Genomic DNA, 18,473 nt, shown 5'->3' with positions numbered 1-18,473 from the left:
AAGGAGACCGCGCTGGCGCGTTGTCCGCCGTTGGGGATGCGCACCAGGATCATGGTGTCGGTGAGGTCGCCGCCCTCGTCGTCGGTGGTGCGCAGCTCCTTGAGCACGTCCTCCGGCAGCGGGTTGCCCTCGGCGTCGGTGCGGCTGTCGTTGCCGACCAGCAGCACGTCGGTGGCGCCGTCCGGCGAGTTGAAGCCGCTGCCGATCACATCGCTGCCGGAGAGCCCGCCGGTGAACCCGTTGAAGGCGCCCCACGCGTAGGCGCTGCCGCCCAGCACCACCACCGACAACAGCGCGGCCACCGTGCGCCCGAAGAACCTCCGCGCCCGGCGCGGCCGGCGGGAACGGGCCGGTTCGCGGGGGACGACCGGGTGGCGCACCGTCGTCGCCTCACCGGGACGGGATGGCCCGCCCGGACGGGGATTCCTCGGTCGCTGCGGTCCTCGCACATGATCCACGCCCTCGTCCTCTCCCCGCCCCTGCAGCACCTGGCGGCGCGCCGATCGGCGCGGCCAGCTACGAGTTCAGACGCGTCACGGCCGAGCGGGTTGCCTCCCGGCACCGCACGACCGCCGATCGGCCCCGGACGACCGGCGGGAGCGGGTGTGGTCCGAGCGCTCCCGAAACGCGTGCCGATCATGCACCGGCCCGCGCACCGCCGCCAGCAGAACCGCCGGGATCGCACCCGCCCGGCCGAGTGGGAAAGCGCCGCGCAGCAGGAGGTTCAGGCCGGTCAGCCCACCGGAGCGGGACGACCGGCGAGCGCGGCCAGCAGGGTCGCGCACCACTCCAGCAGTGCCTCGTCCCGCAGCGGCGGCGCACCCATGCGCCCGCCCGCGGCGCCTTCGGTCGGCCGCGGCACGGACACGGTGCGGACCGTCGCCTTGTACACCGCCTTCGGGTAGAGCCGCTTGAGCCGCATCTGCTGCGAGTCGGCCAGCTCCAGCGGCGCCACCCGCAGCGAGGATCCCTGCAGGGTCACCTCGGTGACGCCGTGCTCGCGGCAGACCTGGCGGAACGCGGCGACCTTCAGCAGCCGCTGCACCGGTTCCGGCAGCGGCCCGTAGCGGTCCTCCAGCTCGGCGCGCACCGCGTCCAGCGCGGCCTGATCGCCGGCGGCCGCGATCTTCCGGTAGGCCTCCAGGCGCAGCCGCTCCCCCGGCACGTAGTCGTGCGGGATGTGCGCGTCGACAGGCAGGTCCACCCGCACTTCGGCGAGCTCCTGCTCCAGGTCCGCGGTGCCCGCACCCGCGTGCTGCTTGAACGCCTCGACGGCCTCGCCGACGAGCCGCACGTACAGGTCGAAGCCGACGCCCGCGATGTGCCCGGACTGCTCGGCGCCGAGGATGTTGCCCGCGCCGCGGATCTCCAGGTCCTTCATGGCCACCGCCATGCCCGCGCCCAGCTCCGAGTTCTGCGCGATCGTCGCGAGCCGGTCGTGCGCGGTGTCGGTGAGCGGTTTCTCGCCCGGGTACAGGAAGTACGCGTAGCCGCGCTCGCGGGCGCGTCCCACCCGGCCGCGCAGCTGGTGCAGCTGGGACAGGCCGAGCATGTCGGAGCGCTCCACGATCAGCGTGTTCGCGTTGGAGATGTCCAGCCCGGTCTCGACGATCGTGGTGCACACCAGCACGTCGTGCTCGCGCTCCCAGAACCCCTGGATGATCTTCTCCAGGCGTTCCTCGTTCATCTGGCCGTGCGCGGTGACGATCCGCGCCTCCGGCACCAGCTCGCGCAGCGACCGCGCGGCCTTCTCGATCGTCGAGACCCGGTTGTGCACGAAGAACACCTGGCCGTCGCGCAGCAGCTCGCGGCGGATCGCGGCGCCGACCTGCTTCTGGTCGTAGGCGCCGACGTAGGTCAGCACCGGGTGCCGCTCTTCGGGCGGGGTGAGGATCGTGGACATCTCGCGGATGCCCGCCATGCTCATCTCCAGCGTCCGCGGGATGGGCGTCGCCGACATCGTCAGCACGTCCACGTGGGTGCGCAGCGCCTTGATGTGCTCCTTGTGCTCGACGCCGAAGCGCTGCTCCTCGTCGACGATGACCAGCCCGAGGTCCTTGTAGCGCACGCCCGTCTGCAGCAGCCGGTGCGTGCCGATCACGATGTCCACCGAGCCGTCCGCCAGGCCCTGCAAGGTCTGCTCGGACTCCTGCGGCGTGGTGAACCGGGACAGGCCCTTGATGGTCACCGGGAAGGAGCGCATCCGGTCGGTGAAGGTGTTCAGGTGCTGCTGGGCGAGCAGCGTGGTCGGCACCAGCACCGCCACCTGCTTGCCGTCCTGCACGGCCTTGAACGCGGCGCGCACCGCGATCTCCGTCTTGCCGTAGCCGACGTCGCCGCAGATCACCCGGTCCATCGGGACGGCGCGCTGCATGTCGGCCTTGGCCTCGTCGATCGCGGCCAGCTGGTCCCCGGTCTCGGTGTAGGGGAACGCGTCCTCCAGCTCCCGCTGCCACGGGGTGTCCGCGCCGAACGCGTGGCCGGGCGCGGACTGGCGGGCCGCGTAGAGCTGCACGAGTTCGGCGGCGATCTCCTTGACCGCCTTGCGCGCCTTGGCCTTGGTGTTCTTCCAGTCGGAGCCGCCGAGCTTGTTCAGCGCGGGCAGTTCGCCGCCGACGTAGCGGGACACCTCGTCGAGCTGGTCGGTGGGCACGAACAGCCGGTCGCCGGGCTGGCCGCGTTTGCTGGAGGCGTACTCCAGCACCAGGTACTCGCGGGTGGCGCCGCCGACGGTGCGCTGCACCATCTCCACGTACTTGCCGATGCCGTGCTGCTCGTGGACGACGAAGTCCCCGGCCTTCAGCGCCAGCGGGTCGACCGCGTTGCGCCGCCGCGACGGCATCCGGCGCATGTCCTTCGTGGAGGTGCCGCCGCGGCCGCCGGTCAGGTCGGTCTCGGTGAGCACCACCAGCCCCACGCCCGCCGCGGCGAAGCCGTCCTCCAGGCCGCCGCGCACCACGGTGATCACGCCGGTCTCGGGGGCCGCGGTCAGGCCGTCGGCGGCGTGCCGCACCGGCAGGTCGCTGTCCCGGAACTGCTGCACCGCGCGCTGCGCCGTCCCCTGGCCGGGCACCACCAGCACCGCGGCGCCGCCGGAAGCGGTGTGCGCGCGCAGGTCGGTGAAGGCGCGCTCCACCTCACCCCGGTACGCCTCGACCTGCTTGAGGCCCAGGTGCACCACGCCGCGGTCCGCGCTGTCGCTGCTGAGCTGGGTGAGCGTCCACCACGGCAGCCCGATCTCCCTCGTCCGCTCCTCGACCTCCGCGAGCCCGCGGTACGCCGAAGCACCCAGGTCGATGGGGGCCTTGCCGCCGTCGGCGGCGACCATCCAGGACGCCTCCAGGAACTCCTGCCCGGTGCGCACCAGGTCCGCGGCCCGCGCCCGCACCTTCTCCGGATCGGCCAGCAGCACGTGCGTGCCCGCCGGCACGAGTTCGGTGAGCAGCCGCATCTCGCCGTCGCACAGCGCCGGGATCAGCGCCTCCATGCCTTCGACGGCGGCGCCGCCCGCGATCTTGCCGAGCATCTCGGACAGGTGCGCGTCCGCCTCGTGCTGCCGGGCCAGTTCGCCGGCGCGTTCCGCCACCTCCGGGGTGATGAGCAGTTCGCGGCAGGCCGGGGCGTACAGCGCGGTGTCGGTGGCGTCCGGCAGCGAGCGCTGGTCGGCGACGGAGAACGGGCGGACCTCGGTGACCTCGTCGCCCCAGAACTCCACCCGCAGCGGGTGCTCCACGGTCGGCGGGAACACGTCCACGATGCCGCCGCGCACCGCGAACTCGCCGCGCTTCTCCACCATGTCCACGCGGGAGTAGGCGAGTCCGGCGAGGCGTTCCACCAGGTCTTCGAAGTCGTGCTCGTCGCCGAGCCGCAGCCGCACCGGCGCGAGTTCGCCGAGGCCGGGCGCGATCGGCTGGATGAGGCTGCGGACCGTGGTCACCAGCACCCGAACCGGGCCTTCGGCGTGCTCCTCGGGGTGCGCGAGCCTGCGCAGCACCGCGAGCCTGCGCCCCACGGTGTCGGCGCGCGGGGACAACCGCTCGTGCGGCAGCGTCTCCCAGGACGGGAGCACCGCGATGCCGTCCGCGCCCAGCAGGTCCTCCAGCGCCGACGCGGTCTCCTCGGCCTCCCGGCCGGTCGCGGTCACCAGCAGCACCGGGGCGGCCGCGCCTGCTTCGGCGGCCAGCGCCGCCGCGGCCAGCGGGCGGGCGGCGACCGGGCCTTCCAGCACCAGGCGCGGGCGGCCCGCCGCGGACACCACGTCGCGGAAGCTCGCCTCCCGCAGCAGCGCGTCGAGCAGCCCGTGCAGCGCGGCCGGGGCCGCGTCGATCGGAGTGGCAGGACCAGCCTGGGTCATCGGAATCCCTCGCACCGAGAACGGACATGCGCGCAGACCCGTCCCCGGGACGACTGCGTCCGAGTCCGGTGCGCGGGCGTCGGCGTCGCGACGGCTGAGCCGGAACCGGCTCTCCCAGCGGACCGGTGCCGGGTGGCGGGAGTCGCCGTCCAGCCTACGACTCCGCACCGACGACGTCCGGCCGCCCTCGTCCCGGTCGTTCGACCGGCCCGCGGCGGAACGCGCCGCCCCGGGTCAGCGCCAGGTGCCGAGCTTGGGCTTGTGCTCCAGGTTGGAGAGGCCGTTCCAGGCGATGTTCACCAGGTGCGCGGCCACGTCGTCCTTCTTCGGCTTGCGCGCCTCGAGCCACCACTGGCCGACGAGCGCCACCATGCCCACCAGCGCCTGGCTGTAGAGCGGGGCGAGCTTCGCGTCGTAGCCCTTCGCGCTGAACTGCAGGCCGAGGATGTGCTCGACCTGGCTCGCGATGTCGTTGAGCAGCGAGGAGAACGTGCCGGTGGTGGAGGCCACCGGCGAATCGCGGACGAGGATGCGGAACCCGTCCGTGCAGGTGTCGATGTACTCGAGCAGCGCGCCCGCCGCCTGCTCCAGCAGCGCGCGGGGGTGCCCGGCCGAGAGGGCGGAGACGATCTGGTCCAGCAGCGCGCGCATCTCGCGGTCCACGACCACCGCGTAGATGCCCTCCTTGCCGCCGAAGTGCTCGTAGACGACCGGTTTGGACACGCCGGCCCGGTGCGCGATCTCCTCGATGGAGGCGGCTTCGAAGCCCTTCTCCGCGAACAGGGCGCGGGCCACGTCGAGCAGCTGCTGACGTCGTTCCTCACCGGTCATCCGGACTCGGGTGGTGCGGGCCGAACGCCGCCTGGTCTCCGAATCCGGCGAGTTCCGCTTGCGCCGTCCTGCTGCCACGCAGGTCACCCTATCCGTCGAGATCCTCCGAGGTGCGCACCTCCCCGGCAGCGCGCGGCGTTCCCCTGCGGGGAAGGCTGCCGCGCGTCGGGGAGGCCGGTCCGGCGGCACCCCCGCTGGGGCACCGATCCCGTGGGGAGGATCGGGCCCGGCGAGGTTCCACCACCGCGACCGCCGGAGGGGTCGGTCAGCCCTTGTAGTCGGTGACCGCGATCCGGGCCAGCCGCTTCTCGTTCGGCCAGCGGACCTTCCAGGCCCAGCCGACCTTCTCGAAGAACCAGATCACCCGCGCCGAGATGTCCAGCTGCCCGCGCAGCACCCCGTGCCGGGCGCAGGTCGGGTCGGCGTGGTGCGAGTTGTGCCAGGACTCGCCGAACGACACGATCGCCAGCGGCCAGAAGTTCGCCGCCTTGTCGCGGCTCTTGAACGGGCGCTCGCCGATCATGTGGCAGATCGAGTTCACCGACCACGTGATGTGGTGCAGCAGCGAGACCCGCACCAGCCCGGCCCAGAAGAAGCCGGTCAGCGCGCCCCACCAGGACCAGGTGAGCAGGCCGCCGAGCACCGCGGGCAGCACCAGGCTCAGCGCGGTCCACAGCACGAACAGGTTGTTCAGCTTGACCAGCCGCTCCTCCTTGTGGAGGTCGGGCGCGAAGCGCTCCTCGTTGGTCATGTTCCGGTCGAACAGCCAGCCCATGTGCGCGTGCCAGAAGCCCTTGGCCAGCGCGCCCGGGGTGCTGCCGAAGCGCCACGGCGAGTGCGGGTCGCCGTCGCGGTCCGAGTAGGCGTGGTGCCGCCGGTGGTCGGCGACCCAGGTGATCACCGGGCCCTGCAGCGAGGTCATGCCCGCGATCGCGAGGGTGGCGCGCACCGGCCAGTTGGACTTGAACGAGCCGTGCGTGAACAGCCGGTGGAACCCGACGGTGACGCCGAGCCCGCTGAACACGTAGAAGAAGACCGCGAGGCCGACGTCGACCCAGCCGAGGCCCCAGCCCCAGGCGAACGGGATCGCGGCGACGAGCGCGACGCACGGGATCAGGACGAACGCGTAGACGAAGAACTGGGCGAGTCTGGGGCGGGTTCCCGCGGTGAGCGGTTTGGGCCCGGATTCGGCCCCGGAAGCCTCGGGAGCAACGTCGGTTGCTGCGGTCATACTCACTACCTCAACTGGGTCAGGTGGTGGAAAGAACGGTCGTCAGCGCCGGAACGCCGGCTCGACCCCGCAGATCCTACGGGACCGTAACCTACGCCAGCGTAAGTTGGTGGATGCACAATCGTCACCCCCCGGCGACGGAAATACGGCGTGTCGTGACCGCCCGGGCGTGTCCCGGCCGCCGGACCTGATCGTTCGTGCACCCGTGAGAACGATCACCCTGGACGGGCATGCCACGATGTCGACTGGGCGACCGCGGTCGGTCGGCGTGGCGGTAGGCTCGAGCGCCGGACCACATCGCCCGATCCGCCGTGGTGTAAAGGCAGCACCTCAGATTTTGGTTCTGATGGTCCAGGTTCGAGTCCTGGCGGCGGAGCAGCGGTCCCCGCGACGCCGTGCGATGTCCCGACGGGAACCGTGGTCGATCGTCGACCTCCCCGGCCCCGGCCGGGCTTGGATGCCAGCAGGGGGTGTGCGCCGCTGCGCGAGGACACGACGGACGTGCGCGACGATGCGGCAACCGCGCTGAGCGAGGTCAGCGACGCGTGGTTGGTCGGTCGCGCTCGCGAACTCAACGCCGTCGGCCAGAACAGCGACGCACTGGGCCAGCGCGGCACCATCCGCGAAGCCGACGGCCTGCTCGCCGAGGCGCAGCGGCGCGGCGAACCCCGCATCGTCGCCCAGCTGCTGCGGCACTGCGCCGCGATGCGGCTGTCCTCCTCCGGGCTCGCGCACGGCGCCGAACCGCTGCTGGACGAACTGCTCACGCACAGCCGCAGGCACGGCCTGACCGTGCTGGAAGCGGACGCCTACGCGCTGCGCGGCAGGCGGGCGCTGCTCACCGGCAGCGAGGACAACGCGATCACCGAGGTCGCCAGCGGGCTCGCCATGCTGGAGGACGAACCCGTCCCGGACACCGCGCTGGGCAGGCGCTCCTGGGACCGGCTGCTGGCGACCGCGCTGATCGACCTGGGCTCGGTGCTCACCCAGCTCGGCGTGTACGAGACCGCCGACGAGGTGATGGCCCGCGCGCTGCACCGCATCCGGGAGAGCGGCGGCCCGCACGAGATCGCGCTGCACATGATGAACCGCTGCCGCATGTTCCTCGGCTGGGGACTGCGCCTGGAGCGCATCGGCCAGCAGGACGCGGCGGGCGAGCGGTTCGCCACCGCCTCCGGGCTCGCGCTGGGCGTCGAGGTGCCGTGGCGGGAATCGCTGTTCCCCCGGCTCGCGGACCGCTCCGCAGCGGACCAGATCCCGGTGCTCGGCGCCGCGCACGCGCTCGCCCAGCCCGGCGCGGAACACATCGAACGGCTGCAGCGGCTGCGCTCGCTGGACCGGGCCATCCACCCGCGCGAGAAGATCATCGTGGCGATCGCGCTGTCCCGCTGCCTGACCGGAGCCGGGCGGCGCTCGGACGCGGTGCGGATGCTCTCCGACACCCGCTCCAAGGTCACCAGCGACGCCGCCGACCCGACGCTGCGGATCTCGCTGGCCCGCGAGTACGCGCAGCTCACCGAACTCGACCAGGACCGGCCGACCAGCGACGCGGTGCACGACTACGTGCTGGACCTGGAGAACGAGCTGTGGGCGATGCGGGAGGGCCGCTACCTGACGCTGAGCACCCGGCTGGAGAACTCCCGGCTGAACCTGCGCCACGACGCGATCACCCAGCAGGCCCTGCAGGACCCGCTGACCGGGCTGTCCAACCGGCGCGCGCTGGACGAGCGGCTCGACGCGCTGCTGGACTCGGCGGAGGCGCAGCCGCTGTCGGTGGCGCTGGTCGACCTGGACGGCTTCAAGGAGGTCAACGACCGCTGCTCGCACGCCGAGGGCGACGACGTGCTGCGGGTCGTGGCGAGCACGCTGCGGGACACCCTGCGGGTGGACGACTTCGTGGCCCGCTACGGCGGCGACGAGTTCGTGGTGCTGCTGCCGGGCGTGACGCTGGGCGCGGCCGAGTCGGCGCTGCAGCGGACCGTGCAGGCGATCGCGCGGCTGCCGAAGGCGCTGTCCCGCGGGGTGACGCTGTCGATCGGCGTGGTCGCGCGGCGCCCGCAGGAGTCCGGGGCGCAGGTGCAGACCCGGGCGGACGCGGCGATGTACCAGGCCAAGCGGAACGGCGGGAACCAGGTGGCCACGTTCGCCGTGGAGTCCTCCGGCGGGGACGACGAGGAGACCTGGATCCCGCCGCAGCCCCGCTGACCGGTTCACCCGGACCGGCGCCGCAGCTGCTTGCGCGCGCACTCTCCGTGAACAGCCCGTCGCCGGGCCGGGCGGTCGGCACCCGGCCGCCCGCGGTGCGCCGCGGCGCTGGCGACAACCCGCCACCGGCCCGCCCGATTGATCACAAAGCAGCAGTTCGGGACGGCCGTGACGTCCTGGTCGGGGTGGACCGGGCAGGTAGCATCGGCTTCCGCCGGACAAGCGGGAAGGGCCACCGGCGCGGGCACGGCACGCCCCGGTTACCCTTCACCCGCTTGGACGCCACCAGCAGCCGGTTCGCGGCGAGACTGCTCACCGTGACCACACCGACCAGGGCGACTCCGGCGTGTCGGCGTCGAACCCGCTTGAGACCCAAGGGAGTGCGTTGATGCCTCAGGGCGAGAACGCCCGGCCCGCCCCCAGCACGTCCGGCGCGGCTTCCTCCAGTTCCCCCTCCGCACTCGGCACCGCGGGCTCCGCGGTCAGCACCATCGTGCTCGCCGCGGGCGAGGGGACCCGGATGCGCTCCGCGACGCCGAAGGTGCTGCACCCGATCGCCGGTCGGCCGCTGGTCGAGCACGCGGTGCGGGCGGCGGCCGGGACCGGCCCGGACGACCTGGTGGTCGTGATCGGCCACGGTCGGGACGCCGTCGGCGAGCACCTCGGGCAGGTCGCCGACGACCTCGGCCGCAAGGTGCACACCGTCGTCCAGGACCGGCAGCTCGGCACCGGGCACGCGGTCGCCTGCGGCATGCAGGCGCTGGCCGACCAGCGGCACGGCACCGTGCTGGTCAGCTACGGCGACGTCCCGCTGCTGGACACCGCGACGCTCGACGCGCTGCTCGCCGAGCACCACGAACGCGGCAACGCCGTCACCGTGCTGTCCGCGGTGGTCGACGACCCCACCGGCTACGGCAGGCTGGTCCGCGACGCCGCCGGGAACGTCACCGGCATCGTCGAGCAGAAGGACGCCACCGCCGAGCAGGCCGCCATCGGGGAGATCAACTCCGGGGTGTACGCGTTCGACGCGGCGGTGCTCTCCGACGCGCTGGACCGGCTGTCCACCGACAACGCGCAGGGCGAGCTGTACCTGACCGACGTGCTGTCCATCGCCCGCACCGACGGTCACCCGGTGGGTGCGCTGGTGTGCGCCGACACCTGGCTGGTGGAGGGCGTCAACGACCGGGTGCAGCTGGCCCGGCTCGGCGCCGAGCTCAACCGCAGGCTGGTGCTCGGCTGGATGCGCGAGGGCGTCACCGTCACCGATCCGGCCTCGGTGTGGCTGGACTGCGACGTGCGGCTGGACCGCGACGTGACCGTGGAGCCGGGCGTGCAGCTGCGCGCGGGCACCACCGTCGGCGAGGGCGCGCTGATCGGCCCGGACACCACGCTGACCGGCTGCACCGTGCACGCGGGCGCCTCGGTGGTGCGCACCCACGGCGAAGGCGCCGAGGTCGGACCCGGCGCCTCGGTCGGGCCGTTCGCCTACCTGCGCCCCGGCGCGCGGCTCGGCGAGAAGGGCAAGATCGGCACCTTCGTCGAGGTCAAGAACGCCGAGATCGGCACCGGCAGCAAGATCCCGCACCTCACCTACGTCGGCGACGCCGAGATCGGCGAGGGCAGCAACATCGGTGCGGCGAGCGTCTTCGTGAACTACGACGGCGTCGCCAAGCACCGCACCGTGATCGGTTCCCACGCGCGGACGGGTGCGGACAACATGTTCGTCGCCCCGGTCGAGGTGGGGGACGGCGCCTACACGGCCGCCGGCTCGGTCATCACCCAAGATGTCCCCCCGGGCGCCATGGCGGTCGCCCGCGGGAGGCAGCGCAACATCGAAGGCTGGGTGGCTCGCCGCCGCCCGGACACCGCCGCCGATCGAGCCTCCCGACAGGCTCAGCAGCGGTCGGGATCTGACGACCTGACCACCAATCCGACGAGTGACACCCGATGATGGGCGTCAACGGGGAGGGACGATGACCGTGAGTGCCATGTCTGCGACCCCGAAGAAGAGCCTCAAGCTCTTCTCCGGGAGCAGCCATCCGGAACTTGCCGAGGAGGTGGCCAAGCAACTCGACGTGACGGTCACGCCCCAGTCGGCCTACAAGTTCGCCAACGGCGAGATCTTCGTCCGCTACGACGAGTCGGTCCGCGGCTGCGACGCCTTCGTGATCCAGTCGCACTGCACACCGCTCAACGACGCCATCATGGAACAGCTGATCATGGTGGACGCGCTGAAGCGCGCCAGCGCCAAGCGCATCACCGTGGTCATGCCGTTCTACGGCTACGCGCGGCAGGACAAGAAGCACAAGGGCCGCGAGCCGATCTCGGCCCGCCTGATGGCGGACCTGTTCAAGACCGCGGGCGCCGACCGGATCATGACGGTGGACCTGCACACCGACCAGATCCAGGGCTTCTTCGACGGGCCGGTGGACCACCTGCTGGCGCAGACGGTGCTGTCGGACTACATCCGGCAGACCTACGTCGACGAGAAGATCACCGTGGTCTCGCCGGACTCCGGCCGGGTGCGGGTCGCGGAGAAGTGGGCGGACAACCTCGGCGGGACTCCGCTGGCGTTCATCCACAAGACCAGGGACCCCACGAAGCCGAACCAGGTCGTCGCGAACCGCGTCGTCGGTGACGTCGAAGGCCGGCTGTGCGTGCTGGTCGACGACATGATCGACACCGGTGGCACGATCACCAAGGCCACCGAGCAGCTGCTGGAGTCCGGCGCGAAGGACGTCATCATCGCGGCGACCCACGGCGTGCTCTCCGGCCCGGCCGTGGAGCGGCTGTCGTCCTGCGGGGCGAAAGAGGTCGTGCTGACGAACACGCTGCCGATCCCGGAGGACCACCACTTCGACACGCTGCGGGTGCTCTCGATCGCACCGCTGGTCGCCGAGGCGATCCACCAGGTGTTCGAGGACGGCTCGGTCACCAGCCTGTTCGACGGCCACGCCTGAGCGGAGCCCGAAACGCGGAACGGCCCGGTCCCCCCTCGGGGCCGGGCCGTTCCGCGTTCTCGGTGCTCGGCCGCGCGGGCCGGTCCCGACCTCAGATCGTCGTGACGACCTCGTCGTAGTCGTGGCGCGGCAGGCGGTCGAACCAGGGGTCCTCGCCGGGCTTGCCGATGTTGACCACGACGAGCACCTGCTGCTTGCCGTCCGGGAAGAACTCGGCGTTGATGCCCGCCGGGTCGAAGCCGGTCATCGGACCGGCGGCCAGGCCCGCGGCGCGGACGCCGAGGATGAAGTAGGCGACCTGCAGGCTCGCGTTGAGCCTGGCGTGCTCGGTGCGGAAGTCGTCGTCCGCCCACATGTCCTTGGCGTTGGGGGCGTGCGGGAACATCCGCGGCAGGTTCTCGTGGAAGTCGGTGTCGGCCGCGAGCACCGCGACGACCGGCGCGCTCTCGGTCTTGGCCCGGTTGCCGCCGCCCAGGTGCGGCAGCAGGCGCTGCTTGCCTTCGTCGGAGCGGATCAGGACGATGCGCAGCGGCTGCTGGTTCATCGAGGTCGGACCCCACTTGACCAGGTCGTGGATCGCGCGCAGCTGCTCGTCGGTGACCTCGTCGGAGCTGAACGTATTGGCCGTGCGGGCGTTGCGGAACAGCAGGTCCTGGGCTTCTTCGGACAGCTGCAGGCCGGTCGTGGAATCGGTCGAGGTCATGATCACTTCCTTGCTCGCGGTTTCTCGGAGCAACGTGCTTGAAGCTTCCACCATTCCGCGGTGCGGCGCGCGTCACGCCCACCGCACCCGCTGATCGGGCGAACCGGACTCCCCCCGGTCGTCAGAACAGGCCGACCAGTTCGTTGATCGCGACTCCTACGAAGAGGAGCAGGCACAGCCCCAGCAGCGTGTTCGACAGCCACCGGGAGCGGTGCTCGGCGGGCATCATCGACCGCGAGTTCAGCAGCACCAGCAGCGTGCCCGCCAGGAACGGCATGAACAGCGCCCCCAGCACCCCGTACACCAGCGTGAGCTGGAACGGCTTGCTGAACAGCAGCAGCAGCATCGGCGGGAACGTCAGCCACAGCAGGTAGATCCGGTAGGGCGTGCTGTGCATGCCGGCCTTGTGGTCGTAGGCGGCGGCGGTCTCGACCGGCGCTTCCTTCGGCAGCCGCCAGGTCCGCCACCAGTCGGCGAACAGCAGGCTCACCCCGTTCCACACGCCGATCACCGAGCTGAACGCGACCGCGAAGAAGCCGACCAGGAACGGGATCCGCGCCCATTCCCCGTAGTCGGCGGCGAGCACGTCGCCGAGGTTGAGCAGTCCCTTGTCGCTCTCGGTCAGGTCCTGGCCGAGCAGGATCTCCGCGCCCACCACCAGCATCGCCACCACGAAGATGCCGGTGGTGAGGTAGCCGACGGCGTTGTCCATCCGCATGATCGGCAGCCACTTCGGCGTCCGCCAGCCCTTCGCGAACGTCCAGTAGCCGTAGGCGGCCATCGTGATGGTGCCGCCGACACCGCCCATCAGGCCGAGCACGTAGGCGACCGAGCCCGCGGGCAGCCGCGGCACCAGGCCTTCGCCGAGCTCCAGCAGGTTCGGCCCGACGAGGAACGCGGTGCCGACGACGGTCACGAACATGACCCCGACCAGCACCGTCATGATCTTCTCCAGCACCGCGTAGCGCCCGAACCACACCAGCGCCAGCCCGAGCAGCCCGCACAGCGCCGCCCAGCCGCCGACCGGCAGCACCGGGAACAGCGCGTTCAGCGGCAGCGCCGAGGCGGACATCGCGGTGGCGCCGTACACGAAGCCCCAGATGACGATGTAGACGCCGAAGTAGGAGGTGGCCCACCGGCCGAGGGAGCGCCAACCGGAGAGCATGGTGCGCTCGCCGCCGAGGTGCCAGCGCCCCACCGCCTCGCCGAGAGCCAGCTTGAACAGCGTGCCCACCAGCACCGCCCAGAACAGCGTGTACCCGTAGCGGGCACCGGCGACCATCGTCGCGACCAGGTCGCCCGCGCCGACCCCGGTGGCGGCGGCCATGATGCCGGGCCCGATCTGCTTGAACCGCGCCCAGCCCGTGGCCGGGAGTTGCGGCGCGCTGCCGTGCTCGGCGCCCGGATCGGAGCTCGTGTCTGCGGACATGCGCGTCAAACTATCGCCGCACGTGGTACCGGTCATCCACAAGCGACCAAACCGTGACGCCAGAGCCCGTCGGCACCGCAGTTCTCCCGTCAGCAGCACTTCCGTCAGCGGCGAAGCCGCTGAGCCGACGACCACCCGAGCAACTCGCACCGCAGCGGGTTCTCAGCGGCCTCCTCGCGAGGACAGCGTTTTCTCATGTGGCGGAGCCACCTGAGAAAACGATCCCGCAGCGAGGAGGGCGCTGAGGTTCCGCCACCCGCCCCTCCCGCAAGACGAGATCCGAAAATCAGTAAGCGACGGTGAAGCGGGTGCGGTGGTGCGCTGGTCGGTCGAGCTCGTCGACGAAGGCCAGGGCGAAGTCGTCCCCGCCGATCGTCGAGCTCCCCGCTTCGTCGGACAGCAGCAGGTCGCCGCCGACCCGGTAGTGCCCGGTCCGCTCCCCCGGTGCGTAGGAGCCGAACACGGCGGGCGGGCTCACGTAGAACCAGTCGACGTCGGCGGGGGCTTCGCGCAGCGCGTCCAGCACCTCGGAGTGCGAGCCCGCCTCGACCTTGAACTCCTCCGGGAACTCCGGGGTGTCGATGACGCGGGGGCCGCCTTCGGCGACGCGCAGGCTGCCCGCCCCGCCGACGACGCCGAGCCGGAAGCCGTTGGTCCGCGCGGCGTCGAGCAGCGTCGGCACCGCGTCGAGCAGCTTCTTGCCGTCGGACGCCGGGCGGCCCGGGGTGGCGATGAGCACCGCGTCGGCGCCCTTGGTCACGTCGAGCACGAACTCCGGGTCGTGCATGGTGCCCTGGCGCCCGCTGAGGCCGTCGGCTTCGGGCAGTCCGCTGACGTCGCGGGCCACGCCGACCACCTCGTGGCCGCGGGACAGCGCTTCCTTCGCGATCCGGCCGCCCGCGTACCCGGTGGCGCCGAACAGAACGATCCGCATGGGAGATCTCCTCCAGTATGTCGACTCGATCCGACGGTAACCATTGGTAACCAGTGACTTCAAAGTGCTATAAGTACCTGATGGTTACCAACCTGGTCCCGGACGTGCGCAACCCCGCCTGCCCCACCCGCGTGGTGCTCGACCGCATCGGGGATCGCTGGACGTCGCTGGTCGTGCTGACCCTGCTGGACGGTCCGATGCGGTTCACCCGGCTGCGCTCGGCCGTGGGCGGTGTGGCGCCGAAGGTGCTCACCCAGACCTTGCGCGCGATGGAGCGCGACGGCCTGCTCAGCCGCACCGTGCACGCGGAAGTTCCACCGCGGGTGGACTACGAGCTGACCGAGCTCGGCCGGTCGCTGCGCGCCCCGATCCAGGCCATCACCGACTGGGCGGAGGCCCACGTGGTCGACGTCGAAGCCGCCCGGGCCGCCTACGACGCGGGCCGCGAGGACCGCTGACACCCGTGCACCCACCCGGGCGGCGCGTCGCTCCCACGCAGGCTCTAAACTGTTCGGGTTGCCTCGGCGAGGCCGGGTTCTTCCACCCGGCGTGATCGACGCGGCGGCTCGGTGTTCGCCCTCGTGGACGCGAAGGACCGCCGGCGCCGCCCGCACAAGGTGCCGCCCCGTCCGGTACGCGCCGACCACGCAAGTGGTACACCCGCCGCCGCAGGCCGCCGACCAGTTCCGTTCCGCCCGACGTCACGAGGAGTGCACCACCGTGTCCGAGGTACGTATTTCCGTCGAACCGCGCACCGAGTTCGGCAAAGGCGCCGCCCGTCGCACCCGCCGCTCCGGCAAGATCCCCGCGGTCCTCTACGGCCACGGCTCCGACCCGAAGCACCTGTCGCTGCCCGCGGTCGAGTTCGCCCGCGCCGTCCGCGACAACGGCCAGAACGCGGTGCTGACCCTCGAGGTCGCCGGTTCGGCCAACGAGCTCGCGCTGACCAAGACGATCACCGCGCACCCGATCAAGAACTACATCGAGCACGTCGACCTGCTGCTGGTCAAGCGCGGCGAGAAGGTCACCGTGAACGTGCCGGTCGTGCTGGTCGGCGACGCCGCCCCGGGCACCCTGGTCACCCAGGACCTCAACGAGCTCGAGGTCGAGGCCGAGGCGCTGCACATCCCCGAGCAGTTCGAGGTCTCCGTGGACGGCGCCGAGGACGGCACCCAGATCCACGCCTCCGACGTGCAGCTGCCGAAGGGCGTCACCCTGACCTCCGCCCCCGAGGGCCTGGTCGTCAGCATCAGCGAGGCCCCCACCGCCGCGGACATGGAGTCCGAGATCGACACCGAGGGTGCGGGCGTCGTCGAGGACGAGCCCGAGGACGCCACCTCCGCGGAGTCCTGAGCCCACGACGTCGGGCCTGCGGCCGGGGTGCGGTGAACCGCGCCCCGGCCGCAGCGGCTCCGGCCCGCACGGGCCGACCACCGTGCGGCCGCCTCGGCACGAGGTCGGCCACCCCGAGGTCGCCGCTGATCGGCCGCGACCCCCATCCGAGGACGCAGCCTGGTGACCACTCCTGACTCGCCCGTCCTGATCGTGGGACTCGGCAATCCGGGACCGCGCTACGAGGGCAACCGGCACAACGTCGGCTTCCTCGTCGCCGACGAGCTCGCCGCCCGCGTCGGCGGCAAGTTCAAGGCGCACAAGTGCGGCGCGGACGTCGTCGAAGGCCGGTTGGGCGCCCACCGCGCGGTGCTGGCGAAACCCCGGTCGTTCATGAACCTCTCCGGCGGGCCCGTGTCGGGCGCGTCGAAGTTCTTCAAAGCCACCCCCGAGACGCTGATCGTGGTGCACGACGAGCTGGACCTGCCGTACGGCACCGTCCGGCTCAAGCGCGGCGGCGGCGAGAACGGGCACAACGGGCTGCGATCCATCACGAAGTCGCTGGGCACCAAGGACTACCTGCGGGTGCGGTTCGGCGTGGACCGCCCGCCGGGGCGGATGGATCCGGCGGACTACGTGCTCAAGGACTTCTCCGGCGCCGAGCGCAAGGACCTCGGCTACTTCGTGGACCTGTGCGCGGACGCCGTCGAGGCGCTGGCCGCGGACGGCCTGGAAGCCGCGCAGAACCGCTTCCACTGACCGGGCTCAGGCCGGATCGACCGGGCTCATCCGTCGCCGAACACCGGGCTCATCCGCCGGACGATCAGTCGTCGACCGGGCTTCAGCCGTCGACGAGCGCCGCGGTGGCGGCGCGCTTGAGCTTGCCGGACGGGGTCTTCGGCAGGGATCCGGGCGGCAGCACCACCACCGCGGCCGGGCGGACGCCGACGGCCCGCACCACGCTGCTGGTGATCTCCTTGCGCAGCGCCTGCTCCGCTTCCGCCGATCCGGTGGACGCCGATTCGCAGACGACCGCGAACCGCTCCCGGCGGCTGCCCGCGTCGAGCCGGACCGCGGCCGCGTTGCCCGCGCGCACGCCGTCGACCTCGGCGGCGGCGCGCTCCACGTCCACCGGGTAGATGTTGCGCCCGCCCATGATGATCACGTCCTTGCGCCTGCCGCAGATGACGACCTGGCCGTCGACGAGGTAGCCGTCGTCGCCGGTGTCCAGCCAGCCGTCCGCGTCCTGCGCGGGCACCGGTCCGTCCGCGGTGCGGTAACCGGGCGTGACGGCGGCGCCGCGCACCCGCACCCGGCCCACCGCGCGATCGCCCAGCTCGGCGCCCGCATCGTCGACGACCTGCACTTCCAGGCCGGGCAGCGGCGGCCCGAGCAGCGCGAACGAGCGCGTTCCGCCGCCGGTGGCCGGTTCGGCGCGGCCGCGCACCTCCAGCGCTTCGGCGGAGACCACGTCCACCGTCGTCGGCCGGTCGAGCTCGGCGAAGGTCACCGCCAGCGTCGCCTCCGCCATCCCGTAGGCGCACACCACCGCCGACTCGCCGAGCCCGAACCGGGCCCCGGCGGTGGTGAAGGCGCGCACCGCGGCCACGTCGATCGGTTCGGCACCGTTGAGCGCGAACCGCAGCCCGGACAAGTCGAACTCGCCGTCCTCGGCGCGGCGCATCCGGCGCGCCACGACGGCGTAGGCGAAGTTGGGGGCCGCGGTCACGGTGCCGCCGTACTTGCCGATCAGCTTCGGCCACAGCAGCGGCGCGGCGAGGAAGTCGGCCGGCGTCACCTGCACCGCCTCCATCCCGATCGCCATCGGCACGGTCAGCGTGCCGACCAGGCCCATGTCGTGGAACAGCGGCAGCCAGGACACGGCCACGTCCCGCACCGGGTCCAGGCGCGCGATCTCCACCATCGCCGCCGTGTTCGCGGCGAGGTTGCCGTGCGTGATCCGCACCGCCTTCGGGTCAGCGGTGGAGCCGCTGGTCAGCTGGAGCAGGGCGGTCGCGTCTTCGGCGGTCGGCACCGGTTCGGCCAGCGCTTCGGGGTGCTCGGCGAGGCCTGCGAGGTCGCGGTACCGGATGCGGTGCGAGTCGAGCAGGTCGGCGAGCGGCTCGAACGGCGGCCCGAGCAGCACCAGCTCCGCGTCGATCATGCCGAGCACCCGCACCGCGTCCTGCGCCCAGCGGGCCAGGTCGGCGCGCGGCGTCGGCTGGTGCAGCATCGTGACGCCGCACCCGGCGAGCCAGCCGCCCTGCACCGCCGGGGCGATCAGGCCGGGGTCGGCGGCGAGCACGGCGACCGCGGCTCCGGGCCGGACGTCCGCGGTGAGGGCGGCGGCGATGCGCCGCGCCTGCTCGTGGACCTCCGCCCAGGTGCGGCGCCGGGGTGCTCGCGGTTCGCCGGTGACCAGCCCGCGCCCCGCCGCGCCGCCGTCGAGCGCCGAGGCCACGATCCCGTCCACGAACCGGCTCATGTGACGCAC

General features: G+C 72.1%; 13 protein-coding genes, 1 tRNA gene and 1 pseudogene. 7 read left to right on the top strand and 8 right to left on the bottom strand.

Annotated elements, in window-relative coordinates:
* From ABZ805_RS17265 to ABZ805_RS17250, 4 genes and pseudogenes are all read right to left on the bottom strand, one after another.
* Positions 1 to 302, bottom strand: a pseudogene (locus ABZ805_RS17265) (LytR family transcriptional regulator); the annotation flags it as partial.
* 431 nt (positions 303 to 733) lie between these two features.
* Positions 734 to 4,354: a transcription-repair coupling factor gene (mfd, locus tag ABZ805_RS17260; protein ID WP_358440831.1), complete on the bottom strand. Its 3,621-nt coding sequence runs from the start codon at positions 4,352 to 4,354 to the stop codon at positions 734 to 736.
* A 234-nt stretch (positions 4,355 to 4,588) separates the two neighbouring features.
* Positions 4,589 to 5,185, bottom strand: a complete 597-nt coding sequence (locus ABZ805_RS17255) for a TetR/AcrR family transcriptional regulator (protein WP_358440847.1) — start codon at positions 5,183 to 5,185, stop codon at positions 4,589 to 4,591.
* Positions 5,186 to 5,450: 265 nt separating this feature from the next.
* The gene (locus ABZ805_RS17250) at positions 5,451 to 6,416 is read right to left on the bottom strand and encodes an acyl-CoA desaturase (RefSeq protein ID WP_358440828.1); all 966 of its coding nucleotides are present in this window, start codon (positions 6,414 to 6,416) and stop codon (positions 5,451 to 5,453) included.
* Between the two features lie 305 nt (positions 6,417 to 6,721).
* Between ABZ805_RS17250 and ABZ805_RS17245 the strand changes: the two genes are divergently transcribed.
* The 4 genes from ABZ805_RS17245 to ABZ805_RS17230 all read left to right on the top strand — a co-directional run bounded on the left by ABZ805_RS17245 (position 6,722) and on the right by ABZ805_RS17230 (position 11,581).
* Positions 6,722 to 6,792: transfer RNA gene (locus tag ABZ805_RS17245), tRNA-Gln, on the top strand.
* 125 nt (positions 6,793 to 6,917) lie between these two features.
* Entirely contained in the window at positions 6,918 to 8,621 is a 1,704-nt protein-coding gene (locus ABZ805_RS17240; RefSeq protein ID WP_358440825.1) for a GGDEF domain-containing protein, read from the top strand.
* A gap of 388 nt (positions 8,622 to 9,009) precedes the next feature.
* Positions 9,010 to 10,572, top strand: a complete 1,563-nt coding sequence (glmU, locus tag ABZ805_RS17235; RefSeq protein WP_358440823.1) for a bifunctional UDP-N-acetylglucosamine diphosphorylase/glucosamine-1-phosphate N-acetyltransferase GlmU — start codon at positions 9,010 to 9,012, stop codon at positions 10,570 to 10,572.
* 37 nt (positions 10,573 to 10,609) lie between these two features.
* Positions 10,610 to 11,581, top strand: a complete 972-nt coding sequence (locus tag ABZ805_RS17230) for a ribose-phosphate diphosphokinase (RefSeq protein ID WP_358440820.1) — start codon at positions 10,610 to 10,612, stop codon at positions 11,579 to 11,581.
* Between the two features lie 91 nt (positions 11,582 to 11,672).
* On the opposite strand, the gene ABZ805_RS17225 is transcribed toward ABZ805_RS17230, so the two are convergent.
* From ABZ805_RS17225 to ABZ805_RS17215, 3 genes are all read right to left on the bottom strand, one after another.
* On the bottom strand, positions 11,673 to 12,284 hold the full coding sequence (locus ABZ805_RS17225; protein WP_258343339.1) for a malonic semialdehyde reductase: 612 nt from the start codon (positions 12,282 to 12,284) through the stop codon (positions 11,673 to 11,675).
* Between the two features lie 121 nt (positions 12,285 to 12,405).
* Positions 12,406 to 13,713 (bottom strand): Nramp family divalent metal transporter, encoded by a 1,308-nt coding sequence (locus ABZ805_RS17220; RefSeq protein ID WP_358440816.1) that lies wholly within the window; start codon positions 13,711 to 13,713, stop codon positions 12,406 to 12,408.
* Between the two features lie 286 nt (positions 13,714 to 13,999).
* The gene (locus ABZ805_RS17215; protein ID WP_358440814.1) at positions 14,000 to 14,647 is read right to left on the bottom strand and encodes an NAD(P)H-binding protein; all 648 of its coding nucleotides are present in this window, start codon (positions 14,645 to 14,647) and stop codon (positions 14,000 to 14,002) included.
* Between the two features lie 80 nt (positions 14,648 to 14,727).
* On the opposite strand from ABZ805_RS17215, the gene ABZ805_RS17210 reads away from it, so the two are divergent.
* From ABZ805_RS17210 to pth, 3 genes are all read left to right on the top strand, one after another.
* Positions 14,728 to 15,105 (top strand): helix-turn-helix domain-containing protein, encoded by a 378-nt coding sequence (locus ABZ805_RS17210; protein ID WP_358440811.1) that lies wholly within the window; start codon positions 14,728 to 14,730, stop codon positions 15,103 to 15,105.
* Between the two features lie 262 nt (positions 15,106 to 15,367).
* Complete coding sequence (locus ABZ805_RS17205) at positions 15,368 to 16,000, top strand: 50S ribosomal protein L25/general stress protein Ctc (RefSeq protein WP_358440809.1); 633 nt, start codon at positions 15,368 to 15,370, stop codon at positions 15,998 to 16,000.
* A gap of 162 nt (positions 16,001 to 16,162) precedes the next feature.
* On the top strand, positions 16,163 to 16,738 hold the full coding sequence (gene pth, locus ABZ805_RS17200) for an aminoacyl-tRNA hydrolase (protein WP_358440806.1): 576 nt from the start codon (positions 16,163 to 16,165) through the stop codon (positions 16,736 to 16,738).
* Between the two features lie 82 nt (positions 16,739 to 16,820).
* Here pth and ABZ805_RS17195 read toward each other — a convergent pair whose 3' ends face one another.
* A complete protein-coding gene (locus ABZ805_RS17195; RefSeq protein ID WP_358440804.1) occupies positions 16,821 to 18,464 on the bottom strand; it encodes a fatty acyl-AMP ligase in 1,644 nt (547 codons plus the stop codon).
* Positions 18,465 to 18,473 lie beyond the last annotated feature (9 nt).

This window comes from Saccharopolyspora sp. NPDC047091, from assembly GCF_040643635.1.
In the GTDB taxonomy this organism is placed as follows: domain Bacteria; phylum Actinomycetota; class Actinomycetes; order Mycobacteriales; family Pseudonocardiaceae; genus Saccharopolyspora_C.
Note: the sequence above shows the minus strand (reverse complement) of the source record. Positions and strands in the feature narration are given on the sequence as shown.

Coding starts and splice junctions, on each gene's coding strand:
- ABZ805_RS17220 (WP_358440816.1), bottom strand. CDS start 13,713: ATGTCCGCAGACACGAGCTCCGATCCGGGCGCCGAGCACGGCAGCGCG.
- ABZ805_RS17250 (WP_358440828.1), bottom strand. CDS start 6,416: ATGACCGCAGCAACCGACGTTGCTCCCGAGGCTTCCGGGGCCGAATCC.
- ABZ805_RS17230 (WP_358440820.1), top strand. CDS start 10,610: ATGTCTGCGACCCCGAAGAAGAGCCTCAAGCTCTTCTCCGGGAGCAGC.
- ABZ805_RS17225 (WP_258343339.1), bottom strand. CDS start 12,284: ATGACCTCGACCGATTCCACGACCGGCCTGCAGCTGTCCGAAGAAGCC.
- ABZ805_RS17195 (WP_358440804.1), bottom strand. CDS start 18,464: ATGAGCCGGTTCGTGGACGGGATCGTGGCCTCGGCGCTCGACGGCGGC.
- mfd (WP_358440831.1), bottom strand. CDS start 4,354: ATGACCCAGGCTGGTCCTGCCACTCCGATCGACGCGGCCCCGGCCGCG.
- ABZ805_RS17215 (WP_358440814.1), bottom strand. CDS start 14,647: ATGCGGATCGTTCTGTTCGGCGCCACCGGGTACGCGGGCGGCCGGATC.
- ABZ805_RS17255 (WP_358440847.1), bottom strand. CDS start 5,185: ATGACCGGTGAGGAACGACGTCAGCAGCTGCTCGACGTGGCCCGCGCC.
- ABZ805_RS17210 (WP_358440811.1), top strand. CDS start 14,728: ATGGTTACCAACCTGGTCCCGGACGTGCGCAACCCCGCCTGCCCCACC.
- glmU (WP_358440823.1), top strand. CDS start 9,010: ATGCCTCAGGGCGAGAACGCCCGGCCCGCCCCCAGCACGTCCGGCGCG.